Raw genomic sequence first — 13,180 nt, 5'->3', positions numbered from 1 at the left:
CGCCCGGTCCGTAGCGGGCGCGCCCGATCGCCGCCAGCGCCCCGGCCAGCCGCGGATCGCGCCGCGGATCGGCGGCCGGGCAGCGCGCCGCCCACAGATCCAGCGCCGGATGCAGCCTGGCCGTGTCCCGCTTGCGCAGCGCGTCCTGCAGCGCCGCCCAGGCGAAGGCTTCGGAGGCGCGCCGGGCCTCGGCGCGGCGTTGCCGCAGCGGCCGCAACCTGCGCCACGCAAGCGCGCCCCCGCCCAGCAGCCCCAGGCCCGCCAGGCCCGCCGTCACCGCCCAGCGGCGCTGTTGCGGGGACAGCCGCGGCAGGCGCGGCCCCTCGGCTCGGATCGTCACCGGCTCGGTCGCGGCGCTGCGGATGCTGTCGCTGGCGGGATCGTACCAGTCCACCTTGATCGCCGGGATATCGGCCTTCGCCCCGGCCTCGGCCACCAGCGTCACCGACTCGACCCGCGTGCCGCCGTCAGCGGTCTCGCTCAGGCGCGGTTCGTCCGGATATGCGGCGATGCCGGGGATCCCGGGCACCTGCAGCAGCGCGGGGATCATCATCGGCGTGCCGCCCTCGATCGTGGCGGTCAGGGTCAGCGTGACGCTGTCCCCCTGGGTCATCTCTTCCGGCGTGCCCTCCACCTGCAGATCCAGGGTCAGCGCCTCCGCCGCCAGGAAGGGATCAAGCCCCGCCGCCGCCTCGGGCACCACCCCGGTCAGCCGGACCGGATCGCCGGTGACCGTGGCCTTGCGGATCTCTCCGCTTTCGCCATCGGCCCAGGTCACGCCCACCGAGATGGGCGGCAGCGCATACGCCCCGGGATGCAGCGGCGTGATCTCGTAGCGCCGCGAGATGCCCGACCAGGTCTCGCCGCCCACGCGTTCGCTGACCGGCCCGCTGCCGCGTTCGGGCAGGGTGATCTTCAGGTCGGGGGTCTGCAGCGCGGGCCAGACCGGAGGTTCGGGCATGTAGCTGGGCACCAGCACCGTCAGCCGCAGGGTCAGGACCTGCCCGGGCGCGCCTTCGGCTGGGTCCAGCTCTTGGCGCAGGATCGGTCCGTCGGGCGGCGCCTCCGCCGCGGCCTCCTGGGCCGGGGCAGGGTCCGGCAGCAGCAGAACAAGAAGAAGGGCCAGGATCCGGATCATGGGCTGTCCCCCGGCGCGGGCGGCGGCGGCGCCTCCGTGCCATCCGGGGCCTGGGCGGCGTCGGGGTCCTGCGCGGCATCGCGGGGCCCGGCCGCCGCCTCCAGCGCGAAACGCTGGCGCAGGAAGTCCGCGGTCTCGGTTTCGACGCCCGACATCCACTGATCCGCGCTCAGCGGGCCCTCGCCCTCCCCGTCGCGCGGGACCTCCTGGCGGGTCTCGTCGCCGCGGTTCTCCTCGTTGTCGAAGGCGACCTCGTCCGCGGTCATCTCGGTATCGTCCTCCGTGCCCGACGCATCCTGCACGTCCTCGATATAGGTGACGATATCGCGGGCCGTCTGCAGGTTCTCCGCCGCGCCGGGATAGTCCGGGTCGCGGGCCAGAGCCGTTTCGAAGGCCGCCACCGCATCGCGATAGCCGCGGGCGCGGATCTGGGAAATCCCCTGGATCATCGCCGCCTGCGCCGTCTCGACCCGGTCCAGGATTTCGATCGCCTCCGCGTATTGCCCGTCGCGATACAAGGCATAGCCGCGCAGCAGCGGATCGGCGAAATCTCCTGCGGCGTCCTCGAAATCCTTGCGGTCCATCGCCCGCTGCCCCTGCTGGTCGGGGGTCCAGAACCAGTCGGCGATGCCCTCGGCCCGGGCGTCGGGCGCGGCCGCCAGCCCCAGCGCCAGCACGGCCCATCGCATGGTCCAGCCGCGCCGGAACCACAGCATCAGCAGCACCGCCGCAGGCCAGGCAAGCCACGGGCCGCGATCCTCCCAGGGCTGGTCGGTATTCTCCAGAAGCGCCGCGCGCCAGGCCGCGTTCAGCCGCCGGTCCAGCCGGGCGATGTCGGCGTCATCGGGGGTGACCTGCACCACCGGCACCGACAGGTCGTCGATGCCGCGGTCGCGCGTGCCCTCGGGCAGCATCGCCAGGACGGCGACGGGCATCGGTGCCGCCTCGATCGCCGCGACATCGGCGGGGTCCACCGCGTCGGTGATCAGCAGGATCGCGCCCGCCCCCTCGGGCGCCAGCAGATCGCCCGCCAGCGCCAGCGCCGCCCCGGCATCATTGCCCGGGCGCGGCATGATCTGGGAGGAAAGCCCTGCGAGATAGGGGACCATGATGCCGGTATCGGCGGTCATCGGAACCACCGCATGGGCCGATCCCGCATAGGCGATCAGCCCGGTGCGCGCGCCGCCGCGGCGGTCGAGGAAATCCCGCGTCTTCTGGCGCGCGCGCTCCAGCCGCGACGGGGCGATGTCGGCGCCCTCCATCGAGGAGGTGACCGCCATCACCACCGCCACCGGGGCGGCCTCGGCCGCCTGGGGATCCGGCATGCGCGACCAGGTGGGGCCCGCCGCGCCCAGCAGCAGCAGGATCATCGCTGCCGCCGCCGCATCGATGGGCTGGATGCGTCCCCGGCCCGTGTCGCCCAGGGTCAGCGCGGCCCGCAGATGCGGGGCGATGCCCTCTCCCGCGATGTCGCGCCGGGCGCTGCCGCGGCGGATGCGCCACCACAGCAGCAGCACGGCGGGCAGCAGGACCAGCCAGGCGGGCCGCAGGAAATGGAAGGCCTCCGCCGCGATGGCCAGCTGGGTCATGCCGGGCCTCCCGTCCTGCGCAGCTGCAGCCACAGGGTCGCGCCCAGGATGATCAGCGCGGCCAGGCCCATCGGGATCCAGGACAGGTCGGTGCGCGGTCGCCAGGTGCGTGTCTCGGTCTCGCGCGGGGTCAGCGCGTCGATCCGGTCATAGATCTGCTCCAGCGCGTCGCGGTCATCGGCAAAGTAGTAGGCCCCGCCGCTGCGGGCGGCGATGTCCTGCAAGGCCGCCAGGTCGACGCGGTCCTCGCCGCTGCCCTCGGGGTCGCCGACGCCGATCGTGACGATCTGCACGCCCCGCGCGCCGGCGATCGCGGCGGCATTGACCGGGTCCATGCGGCTGGCCGTGTCGCTGCCGTCGGAGAGAAGGATCAGCAGCCGGTCCTCGATCTGGCTGCCTTCGAAGGTCCGGATCGCCAGCCCGATCGCGTCGCCAAGCGCGGTATGCGGGCCCGCCATGCCGGTCTCGGTGCGTGCCAGCAGCGCCGTCACCGTGTCCAGGTCCTCGGTCAGCGGCGCCTGCAGATAGGCCTTGGTGCCGAAGACGATCAGCCCGACCCGGTCGCCGTCGCGATCGGCGACGAATTGCGTCACCACCTCCTTCACGGCATCCAGGCGGCGCAGCGGATCGCTGTTATTGCGGGCCATGTCGCGCGTGTCCATGGACCCCGAGATGTCGATGGCCAGCACCATGTCGCGCGCCGCGCTTTCGAGCGTCACCGGCCGGCCCAGCCGTTCGGGGCCCGCCAGCGCCAGGACCAGCAGGGCCCAGGCCAGGATGGCCGCCGCCATCTGCACGCGCCCGCGCGTCAGCACCACCGCCCCCTCGCGCGCCTCTGCCCCGGCCGCCGCCACCAGCCGGCGGAAGAAGGGAAAGCGCAGCGCGGGGACGCGTTCGCGCCGCGGCGGCGCCAGGCGATGCACGATCACGGGCAGGGGCAGCAGCAGCAATGCCCAGGGCGCGGCCAGGGTGATCATCGGGCACCTCCCCGTGGCCGGCGATGGGCGCGGATCCACGCCGCCGCCTGGGCCTCCAGTTCCGGCGAGGGCGCGGGCCGGACCGCGACCGGCCCGGTCAGCAGGGCGCGGGCGGCCGGGTCCGGCCATGGCGCAGCGCCGGTCCGTTCGAGGAACGCCGTCCAGTCGCGCCCGCTCAGCCCCGCCACCTCCGCGCGCGGCCATGCGGCCAGCGCCGTGCGCCGCAGGATTGCCGAGATCGCTGCCGGATCGCCGCCCGCCCGCGCCAGTTCGGCCAGCGCGGCGCGGCGATAGGCATTGCGCCGCCGGATCACCGCCAGCCGCCAGAGCGCCAGGGCCGCCGCGACCAGAACGAGCCCCGCCAGCGCCGCCCAGCCCCAGGTCTGGGGCCACATTGGCACGGGCGGCGGCGGCGGCGGCTGGACCAGCCGGTCGAGCAGGCTCAGCAGGTCGGTGGCGGGGGCGTCCTCTTCCATCAGCGCGCCATCCCTGCGCGCCCCATCAGGCGGCGGATCTGCGGCAGGGTCTCCTCCGCGGCCGAAAGCGGCAGCACCGGCACGCCGAAGCGGCGCTGCCAGTCGAGCACCTGCGCCAGCCGCCCCGACACGAAGTCCTGCAGCCGCGCCCGCTGGCCCGCATCGCCGGTATCCAGCTCGGCCTGCAGCGCGCCATCGGACACGGCAAGGCGCAGCCCGGCGGGCAGGCTGTCGCCGAACGGGTCCGTCACCAGCCCCAGCACCAGGTCGTTGCGGCGCGACAGCGTCGCCACCAGCCGCTCGGTCTCCGCGTCGGTCACGTCGAAATCCGACAGCACGATCACCAGATGGCCGCGCGGGGCGATCCGCATGACCCGCCGCAGCACCTCGCTCAGCGCCGGCGGCGCCACCGGCGGCAGGCCCGCATGCAGCGCGCCATTGGCCGAGGCCAGCGCCGAGAGGAACCGGTTCAGCGCCAGGCGGCTGCGCGCGGGGCGGATCTCGGCGATCATTTCGTCGCGGAAGACGATGCCGCCCAGCCGGTCGCCCTGGCCCAGGATGGCGAAGGCCGACAGCGCCGCCGCCTCGGCCGCGGTCACGGATTTCATGTTCAGCCGCGATCCGAAGAACATCGACATGCGCTGGTCGACGACGATCAGGGCAGGGCGGTCGCGTTCCTCGGTCATCACCCGCACATGCGGCGCGCCGGTGCGGGCGGTGACCTTCCAGTCGATCGCGCGGATGTCGTCGCCGGGCAGGTAGCCGCGCAATTCCTCGAAATTCAGCCCCCGCCCGCGCAGCCGCGATCCGTGCCGCCCGGTCAGCACCGATCCGGCCGGCTGGCGCGGCAGGAAGCTCAGCCCGGCGGCGGCGCGCTCCAGCCCGCGCAGATGGGACAGGTCGGTGCGGATCCGCGGATCGCCCCGGCTCTCGCGCGGGGCGGGGGCCGTGCCGGTGCGGATGCGGGCGGGACGGTCGCGCATCGCGGGCTCCTCAGGGCAGCGCCACCTGGCGCAGCAGTTCCGCGGTGACGGCATCGGGGGCGATGCCCTCGCCCTGCGCCTCGTAGCTCAGCGCCAGGCGGTGGCGCAGCACGTCGGGGGCGATGGCGCGGATATCCTCGGGATCGACATAGTCGCGCCCCGACAGCCAGGCATGCACCCGTCCGCAGCGGTCCAGCGCCAGCGAGGCGCGCGGGCTGGCCCCGATCTCGATCCAGCGCTTCAGGTCCTCGCCATAGGGGGCGGGGTGGCGCGTGGCATTGACCAGGTCGGCCATGTAACGCTCCATCCCCGGCGCGACGGCGATCTGCCCGATCTCGGCGCGCGCGGCAAAGACCGCCTCCTGCGCCACGGGCTCGGGCCGCGCCGTCCCGTCGCCGCCCTGAGCGGCGACCTCCTCGGCGCGGACCAGGCGGATCACCTCCACCTCGTCCTCGACCGAGGGCCAGGTGATCGTCACATGCATCAGGAACCGGTCCATCTGCGCCTCGGGCAGGGGATAGGTGCCTTCCTGCTCGACCGGGTTCTGGGTGGCCATGACCATGAACAAGGGCGGCAGCGCATGGGTCGTGCCCGCCACCGTCACCTGCCGCTCCTCCATCGCCTCCAGAAGCGCGGCCTGCACCTTGGCGGGGGCGCGGTTGATCTCGTCGGCCAGCACGATATTGGCGAAAAGCGGGCCCGGATCGAAGCGGAACTCGCCGGTCGTCTGGGTATAGACCTCGGTGCCGGTGACATCCGAGGGCAGAAGGTCGGGCGTGAACTGGATGCGCGAGAAATCGCAGGCCAGGTTCTTCGCCATCGCCTTGATCGCGCGGGTCTTGGCCAGGCCCGGCAGGCCCTCGACCAGCAGGTTGCCATTGGCCAGAAGCCCGATCAGCAGCCGGTCGATCACATCCTTCTGGCCGATGATGGCCTCGCCCATGCGGGCGCGCAGCGTCTCGATCTGGTCGCGCGGGGTCATTCCGCCCACACCGTCTTCCAGTCCGCGGCCATGTCGACGATGGTCCAGCCCTTGCCCGGCCCCTCGTCCAGTCCGCGCACGAGCTGCCCGATATGGCTGTCGCGGTCATAGGCGAATTCGCGGCCGCTGTCGGTGTGATGCACGATCAGGCCGAAGCGCGGGCCCTCGCCGGCAGTGGTCCAGTCCAGCATCTCGAAATCGCCGTCGGAATTGCCGGCCGCGAAGATCGGGCGGCGGCCGATATGGCGCATGATGCCCACGGGCTTTCCGGCCTTGTCATCGACGAAGCTGACGCCGCCATCCTTGGTGATGGTGGGCGTGCCCCCGGCATCCAGCGCGTAGGAGGTGTTGCCCTCGGTGCCGACCACCTGCCAGGGCGGGATGCCATAGGCATCCTCGGAGAAGGCGCGGATGAAGTCGATGCCGCCGCCCGAGACGATATAGGTCGTGAATTCCTCGTCGCGCAGGTAGGACAGCAGCTCCAGCATCGGCTGATAGGTCATCTCGCCAAAGGGGCGTCCGGTCTGCGGATGGGTCGCGGTGGCCAGCCACTCGGCGGCGCGGGCCTTGAAATCCTCGGGGGTGATGTTGCCATGGCTGACATCGAGGATCTCGACCAGACCGTCCATCCCGCCGGCCAGCACGCCTTCGAGGTCGCCCTCATTGGCGGCGCGCAGCGGGTCGGAGGTCAGGATCGAGGGGTCCTCGGCGGCCTTCTCGCGCAGCACGTCGAAGGCGAAGAGGCCCTGGAAATACAGCGGCTGCTCGGCCCAGAGCGTGCCGTCATTGTCGAAGACCGCGATGCGGTCCGCCTCGGGCACGTAGTCTTCGGAGGCCGGATCGGTCACGGCATCGACGAAGGCGATGATCGCGTCCTTGGTCTCGGTGCTGTTCCAGGAGGGGAGCGGATCGGCGGCGGCGATCGCGGGAAGCGCGATCAGCCCGGCCGCAACGGTCATGGCGCGCATGGCAACCTCGGCAAACTGTCTTGCGGGAAATGACCCGCGGGAGGCTGTCCCGCGGGCCGCTTTGGTCAGGGCAGGATCACTGCGCCATGGCGTTGAAGCTGGCCTCGAGCTCTTCCTGGATCTGGTCGATCGAGAAGCTGTCCGGGCGCTGTGCCGGCGGGTATTCCTCGAAGGTCCCCAGGAATTCGCCCACGATCATCTGGGCCGGAGCCAGCAGATAGGTGTGATCGAGCACCCAGTCCCAGTAGGTGTTGGAGGTCACGTCGGCACGTTCATAGGGATCGGCGCGCAGGTCGAAGATCTTCGGCACGCGCAGCGAGGTGAAGGGTTCGGCCCAGATGCCCATCGTGCCCTTCATGCGCTGTTCCTTGAAGACGATCTTCCAGTTCTCGTAGCGCAGCGCCACGACATCGCCATCATCGTTGAGATAGAAGAACCGGTCGCGCGCGCCCTCGTCGGTCTCGCCGGTGAGGTAGGGCAGCTGGTTGTAGCCGTCCAGGTGGTTCTTGTATTCCTTGCCGTTGATGGTCGTGCCTTCCAGCAGCCGTTCCTTGATGTCGGTGTCGCCGACGGCGGCCATCAGGGTCGGGAACCAGTCGAGGCCCGAGAACATCTCGTTGGCGACGGAACCGGGCTCGATATGGCCGGGCCACTTAATCATCGCCGGGACGCGGTAGGCGCCTTCCCAGTTGGTGTTCTTCTCGGAGCGGAACGGCGTGGTGCCGGCATCCGGCCAGGAGTTCTGGTGCGGGCCGTTATCGGTCGAATACATGATGATGGTATTGTCGGCGATGCCCATCTCGTCGACCGCATCGAGGATCTGCCCGACGATCGCGTCATGCTCGATCATGCCGTCGGCATATTCGGTCAGCGCGGTCAGACCGGGTTCGGACCGGTTCTCGTCCTTCACATGCGTGCGGAAATGCATGCGCGTGGTGTTCATCCAGACGAAGAAGGGCTCGTCGGCATCCACCGCGCGCTGCATGAAGTCGATGGCCGCGGCCGAGGTTTCCTCGTCCACCGTTTCCATGCGCTTCTTGGTCAGCGGGCCGGTATCCTCGATCTCGCCATCGGCGGAGGCGTGCAGCACGCCGCGCGGACCGAAATTCTCGCGGAATTCCGGATCCTTGGGATAGTTGAAGTTCTCGGGCTCTTCCTCGGCATTGAGGTGGTAGAGGTTGCCGAAGAACTCGTCGAACCCGTGTGCGGTCGGCAGGTGCTCGTCGCGGTCGCCCAGGTGGTTCTTGCCGAACTGGCCCGTGGCATAGCCGTGATCCTTCAGCGCCGAGGCCAGCGTCACGTCCACGTCCTGCATGCCGGCATTTGCGCCCGGCAGGCCGACCTTCGAGAGGCCGGTGCGCAGCGTCGACTGGCCGGTGATGAAGGTCGAGCGGCCCGCGGTGCAGGACTGCTCGGCATAGTAATCGGTGAAGATCACGCCGTCTTCGGCGATGCTGTCGATATTGGGCGTCGTGTAGCCCATCAGCCCCTTGGTATAGGCGGAGATATTGGCCTGGCCGATATCGTCGCCCCAGATCACCAGGATGTTGGGGGTCTGGCTGCTGCTTTCCGCACCCGACTCGGGGGTGGCATCCTGCGCGAAGGCGAAGCTCGCGCTGAGACTGAAGGCAAGGGCCCCCAGCCCGGCCCGGACAGCCGTGTTCGTCGTGGACATACGTCTTTCTCCCTTCGTTTCCGGACAGCTGCCCGGTAGCAAGACCCGTACCCCGCCTGGCACGGATTGCCGCTGGGAGGGGTGAACTCTTTCGCATCAATATCAATTTACCTTACATTAACCCTATCATTTGATGACACCCGGGCGAGGATTCTTTGTCGAAACAGGATTTTTTCGTGACCACCGCCGCGGGCATGGGGCGCTTGCCGTCATGGCTGGAGGCCGTGGCGGGGCGCCGCGCGCTGGATCGGGCGCTGGCGCGCGCGCGACTTCCCGAGGCGGTGATCCGGGACCCGGCGCTGCGCATTCCGCTTCACTCCATGGTCGAGCTGTTCAGCGCGGCGGGACGCGAAAGCGGCGATCCGGCGGCCGGGCTGAGGATCGGCCTGGGGATGAATGGCGCGGAGCTGGGCGCCTGGCTGGATTACGGCGTCTCGGCGCCCAGCCTGCGGATCGGCCTGCAGCGGATCGCCTGGGCCATGCCGCTGTTCCAGAGCGGCCCGGCCTTCGCGCTGGCCGAGACCGCGCGCGAGGCGGTCTGGAGCTACCGGATGCCGCGCCTGCGCGGACTGGACCGGCGCCATCACAGCGATCACGTGCTGCCGCTGATCATCGCCTTCCTGCGCTGCTACCTCGGGGCGGACTGGCTTCCGCGCAGGATCGGGCTGGACTATCCCGATGACGGCCGCGGCACGATCCTGTCGGATCTGCTGCCGGTGGAATGGCATTTCGGCCGTCCGGAGATCTGGGTGGCCTTCGACCGGGCCGGGCTGGACCGCCCGCCCGTCGCGCCGCCTGCACCAGAGCTGACCTGCGAGCAGGTGCGCGCCCGGATGCAGCGCGGGGCGGCGGGAGCGCTTGCCGCGCTGGAGGCGGCGATCCTGATGGACCTGGGAGAGGAACGCACCGGCATCGACCATGCCGCCTGGCGGCTCCGGCTTGGCCCGCGCAGCCTCCAGCGGCAGCTGGCAAGCGAGGGGACAACCTATCGCGAGGTGCTGGGCCGCGTGCGCGAGCGGCAGGCGCGCGCCCTTCTGCACGAGACGGATCTGAGCGTGGCGGAGATCGCCCATCGGCTGGGCTATACCGAACCCGGCAACTTCACCCGTGCCTTCCAGGCCTGGACGGGGGTCGCGCCCAGCGGCTTTGCCCGCCTGTGCCGGGCCGGGTGAGACAGGGTCAGGGCGCCGGATCCGCCGGTTGCGGCACCACCTGTTCGATCTGCACCCCCTCGGGAACATGGGCGCGGATGCGTTCGAGGATCTCGCCCCGCCGCAGCGGCTTGGTCAGGTAGAAATCCAGCCCCGCCTCCAGGATGCCCTGGTCGTCTCCGTCCATCGCATGGGCGGTCAGCGCGCAGATGGGCACGCGCGGGCGGGATTCCAGCCGCTCGATCTCGCGGATGCGGCGGGTGGCCTCCTTGCCGTCCATCTGCGGCATGGAGATGTCCATGAAGATCAGATGCGGTTGCAGCGCCTGGAATTTTTCCACCGCCTCCAGCCCGTCATCGGCGAAGGTCAGGTCCAGGTCGAAGGCCTTCAGCAGCTTCGCGAAGACCAGCTGGTTGGTCTTGTTGTCCTCCGCCGCGAGGATGCGCATCCGCGGCCGGGCGGCCGTCGGCGGCGGGGCGTCCGGGGCGCAGAGCTCGCGCAGCCGCAGGTGCAGGTCGCGCCGCAGCATGGGCTTCTGCAGGACCGCGAAGGCCCCGCCCGTCTCGGCGGCGGCGAGCGCGGGACCGGGATTGGCGGTCATCAGGATCACCGGCGTGCCGCAGCCGCGGTCGCGCATCCGTCCCAGGAAGGTCGGCCCGTCCATCTCGGGCATCTCGCCATCCATGAGGATCAGCCCGAACCGGCCCGGATCCTCGGCCAGCGCGGCCTGGGCAGAGCGATGCGTCACCACCCGCAAGCCCATGGCGGCAAGCTGCTTCTCCAGGATCATCCGGTTGATCGGCAGGTCGTCGACGACCAGCACCGTGCCCAGTTCCGGCGGCAGGGAGAAATCCTGCGCGGGAAGGGGGTCGACGGCATCCACCGCCAGCTGGAAGCCGAAGCAGGACCCGTCGCCGGGAACCGAATCGACCCAGATCTCGCCCTCCATCATGCTCACCAGCTGCTGGGTGATGGCCAGGCCCAGCCCGGTGCCCTCGAAGCTGCGGTTGCGTTCGTCCTCGACCTGGCTGAATTCGCCGAAGATCAGCTCCAGCTTGTCGGGGGCGATGCCGATGCCGGTATCCTCCACGGTGACATGCAGGCTGAACCGGGTGCCGTCCTCTTCGCCATAGCCGGTGACGCGCACCAGAACATGGCCGGCGGCGGTGAACTTCACGGCATTGCCGATCAGGTTGGTCAGGATCTGGCGGATGCGGCCGGGATCGGCGACGAAGCGCGTGGGCAGGAACATGTCGTAATCCACCAGCAGGTCCAGCCCCTTGGCAGTGGCCGTGGGCTGCAGCAGCACGAGGATCTCGTGGATGGCGCGTTCCAGGTCGAAGGGTTCGGGATGCAGGACCAGCTTCTCCGCCTCGATCTTGGAATAGTCCAGGACGTCGTTGATGATCACCAGCAGCGCCTCGGCGGAGTTGCGGATGGTCTCGGCATAAAGCCGCTGTTCCTCGTCCAGGTCGCTTTCGATCAGCAGGTCCGACATGCCCACCACCCCGTTCATCGGGGTGCGGATCTCGTGGCTCATATTGGCGAGGAAGGCGGCCTTGGCGCGGGCGGCGGCCTCGGCGCGCTGGCGGGCATCCTCGATCTCGCGCTCGTAGCGGATCGTGTCGGTGATATCGAGCACCAGGCTGACAAGGTCGCCATCCTGCCCGCGCCGGTCCATCATCTTGACATAGGTGTCGTTCCACAGCCTCAGCACCAGCGGTTCGATCGTCTCGCCGCGCCAGCGCAGCAGCATCGCATCCAGCCAGTCGCCGGGCGTCTCCGCGCCGATATCGACCACGCCTTCCTCCAGCAGCAGCTGCAGCAGTTCGGTATAGGTGACGCCGGGGCGGATCCCGGCGAGCCCGTCGAACAGCGCCAGATAGGACCGGTTCGCGATCAGCAGCTGGTCGCGGCGGTTGAATACGGCGAACCCGTCCTGGATCGTTTCCAGCGCATCCCAAAGCCGCCGCTCGGCGACGCTGGCCTGGCGATGGGCGCGTTCCAGGTCCTGCCGGGCCTTGCTGGCCTGGCCTTTGAGCGCCTCCGCCTCGCAGCGCACCTCGCGGACCTGGCGGCGCTGCTGCAGGATCTCGTCGGTCAGCTGGCGCGCATGCAGCCCGAGCCGCCGGTTGGCGCGGGTCAGTTCGGCATGTTTCGACTCCAGCAGCTTTTCCGCCGCGAGCCGCGCGCGTCTTTCCGCCGCCAGCATGTCCTGCAGGCTGGGACTCGGGTCCTTCTTCATCGGCTTCCTCGGGCTCCGTGGATCCTGCGTAATCCAGCAGAGTGAACAGAGGCTGAATGGCGCCGCGGCTTCAGGTGCCGGTGACGGTGAGCAGCACGATTTCCGGCGGCACGCCCAGCCGCAGGGGCAGGCCCGAATAGCCGATGCCGCGGCTGACGATCAGGTGGTTGCCGTTCTCGCGGACATGGCCCCCGGCATAGCGGCTGCCGAAGGCAGAGGGCACGGCGGGGGTCCGTCCGAACAGCCGGATCTGGCCGCCATGGGTATGGCCGCTGACCTGCAGGAAGGCGCGGGGATCGCCGCGGGCGAACCAGTCCGGCTCATGCGCGAGATGGATCGCTGGGGCGCCTGCGGGGACGGCGGCGAAGGCGGCTTCGGCATCGAGATGGCTGACATAGCGGTCCGGGCCGCGGCCGCGGCGCTTGCCCGCGCGCTGGCTGTCCGTGCCGACCAGCCAGAACCCGCCCGGCCCGTGCGGGATGTGCCGGGCCTCGTTGCGCAGGAGCGGCAGGCCATGCGCGGCATGGGCCTCGATCACCGAATTGCGCGCGCCGCCCGTATCGCGGGCCAGGTCGCAATCGCCCCAGTCATGGTTGCCCAGGATCGACCACGCCCCCAGCGGCGCGCGCAGCGCGCTGAGGATGGCGACGATCTCGGCCGCGGGGACGACGCGCGAGAACCACCACATGTTGCGGTCCAGCAGCAGATCGCCGGCCAGGAAGATGATGTCCGGCCGCAGCGCATTCACCTGTTCCACGATGCGGCCGACAAGGTCCGGCGAGACCCACGGCATGCCGACATGCAGGTCGGCAATGACCGCGGCCGTCATCGGCGGCAGGGTCCAGCGCGGGTCGGCGACATGGTGGCAGGTCAGGCGGGGCAGGCGGCGGATCGCCAGCCAGCCCCGCGCCGGGGCCTCCGGCCGGGCCGGATCGGGAAAGGGATGGCGCATGCGGGTCTCCGGCAGCTGCGGATGCGCCAGCTTCGCCGCGTCGC

General features: G+C 70.4%; 11 protein-coding genes. 1 reads left to right on the top strand and 10 read right to left on the bottom strand.

Annotated elements, in window-relative coordinates; translation table 11 throughout:
• From ICN82_RS15890 to ICN82_RS15855, 8 genes are all read right to left on the bottom strand, one after another.
• A partial coding sequence (locus ICN82_RS15890; protein ID WP_193184569.1) for a BatD family protein occupies positions 1 to 1,138 on the bottom strand: 1,138 nt, incomplete at its 3' end.
• Positions 1,135 to 2,727 carry a VWA domain-containing protein gene (locus tag ICN82_RS15885; RefSeq protein ID WP_193184567.1) on the bottom strand — a complete coding sequence of 531 codons (1,593 nt, stop codon included), beginning with the start codon at positions 2,725 to 2,727 and terminating at the stop codon, positions 1,135 to 1,137. The genes ICN82_RS15890 and ICN82_RS15885, both read right to left, overlap by 4 nt.
• Positions 2,724 to 3,704, bottom strand: coding sequence for a VWA domain-containing protein (locus ICN82_RS15880; RefSeq protein WP_193184565.1), 981 nt, complete (start codon positions 3,702 to 3,704; stop codon positions 2,724 to 2,726). Before ICN82_RS15880 ends, ICN82_RS15885 begins: the two co-directional genes overlap by 4 nt.
• On the bottom strand, positions 3,701 to 4,180 hold the full coding sequence (locus ICN82_RS15875; RefSeq protein ID WP_226898531.1) for a DUF4381 domain-containing protein: 480 nt from the start codon (positions 4,178 to 4,180) through the stop codon (positions 3,701 to 3,703). The genes ICN82_RS15880 and ICN82_RS15875 overlap by 4 nt, the downstream gene beginning before the upstream one ends.
• Positions 4,180 to 5,163, bottom strand: coding sequence for a DUF58 domain-containing protein (locus tag ICN82_RS15870; protein ID WP_193184563.1), 984 nt, complete (start codon positions 5,161 to 5,163; stop codon positions 4,180 to 4,182). The genes ICN82_RS15875 and ICN82_RS15870 overlap by 1 nt, the downstream gene beginning before the upstream one ends.
• Before the next feature lie 10 nt (positions 5,164 to 5,173).
• Positions 5,174 to 6,145 carry an AAA family ATPase gene (locus ICN82_RS15865; protein ID WP_193184561.1) on the bottom strand — a complete coding sequence of 324 codons (972 nt, stop codon included), beginning with the start codon at positions 6,143 to 6,145 and terminating at the stop codon, positions 5,174 to 5,176.
• Positions 6,142 to 7,113: an HAD family hydrolase gene (locus ICN82_RS15860; RefSeq protein ID WP_193184559.1), complete on the bottom strand. Its 972-nt coding sequence runs from the start codon at positions 7,111 to 7,113 to the stop codon at positions 6,142 to 6,144. Before ICN82_RS15860 ends, ICN82_RS15865 begins: the two co-directional genes overlap by 4 nt.
• A gap of 76 nt (positions 7,114 to 7,189) precedes the next feature.
• Entirely contained in the window at positions 7,190 to 8,788 is a 1,599-nt protein-coding gene (locus ICN82_RS15855) for an arylsulfatase (RefSeq protein ID WP_193184557.1), read from the bottom strand.
• A gap of 176 nt (positions 8,789 to 8,964) precedes the next feature.
• On the opposite strand from ICN82_RS15855, the gene ICN82_RS15850 reads away from it, so the two are divergent.
• Positions 8,965 to 9,960: an AraC family transcriptional regulator gene (locus ICN82_RS15850; protein WP_193184555.1), complete on the top strand. Its 996-nt coding sequence runs from the start codon at positions 8,965 to 8,967 to the stop codon at positions 9,958 to 9,960.
• A gap of 7 nt (positions 9,961 to 9,967) precedes the next feature.
• Here the strand turns inward: ICN82_RS15850 and ICN82_RS15845 are convergent, their stop codons facing one another.
• Together ICN82_RS15845 and ICN82_RS15840 are read right to left on the bottom strand one after the other, a co-directional pair.
• Entirely contained in the window at positions 9,968 to 12,184 is a 2,217-nt protein-coding gene (locus tag ICN82_RS15845; protein WP_193184553.1) for a response regulator, read from the bottom strand.
• Between the two features lie 70 nt (positions 12,185 to 12,254).
• Complete coding sequence (locus tag ICN82_RS15840; RefSeq protein WP_193184551.1) at positions 12,255 to 13,136, bottom strand: metallophosphoesterase; 882 nt, start codon at positions 13,134 to 13,136, stop codon at positions 12,255 to 12,257.
• Positions 13,137 to 13,180: the final 44 nt, after the last annotated feature.

The sequence above is a fragment of the Mangrovicoccus algicola genome (assembly GCF_014903745.1).
GTDB classification, from domain to species: Bacteria; Pseudomonadota; Alphaproteobacteria; order Rhodobacterales; family Rhodobacteraceae; genus Mangrovicoccus; species Mangrovicoccus algicola.
This window is presented reverse-complemented; position numbering and strand designations above follow the sequence as displayed.

Bases quoted from the DNA above. Each gene is read 5' to 3' on its own strand.
- ICN82_RS15885 (WP_193184567.1), bottom strand. From the start codon at position 2,727: ATGACCCAGCTGGCCATCGCGGCGGAGGCCTTCCATTTCCTGCGGCCC.
- ICN82_RS15880 (WP_193184565.1), bottom strand. From the start codon at position 3,704: ATGATCACCCTGGCCGCGCCCTGGGCATTGCTGCTGCTGCCCCTGCCC.
- ICN82_RS15875 (WP_226898531.1), bottom strand. From the start codon at position 4,180: ATGGAAGAGGACGCCCCCGCCACCGACCTGCTGAGCCTGCTCGACCGG.
- ICN82_RS15870 (WP_193184563.1), bottom strand. From the start codon at position 5,163: ATGCGCGACCGTCCCGCCCGCATCCGCACCGGCACGGCCCCCGCCCCG.
- ICN82_RS15865 (WP_193184561.1), bottom strand. From the start codon at position 6,145: ATGACCCCGCGCGACCAGATCGAGACGCTGCGCGCCCGCATGGGCGAG.
- ICN82_RS15860 (WP_193184559.1), bottom strand. From the start codon at position 7,113: ATGCGCGCCATGACCGTTGCGGCCGGGCTGATCGCGCTTCCCGCGATC.
- ICN82_RS15855 (WP_193184557.1), bottom strand. From the start codon at position 8,788: ATGTCCACGACGAACACGGCTGTCCGGGCCGGGCTGGGGGCCCTTGCC.
- ICN82_RS15845 (WP_193184553.1), bottom strand. From the start codon at position 12,184: ATGAAGAAGGACCCGAGTCCCAGCCTGCAGGACATGCTGGCGGCGGAA.
- ICN82_RS15840 (WP_193184551.1), bottom strand. From the start codon at position 13,136: ATGCGCCATCCCTTTCCCGATCCGGCCCGGCCGGAGGCCCCGGCGCGG.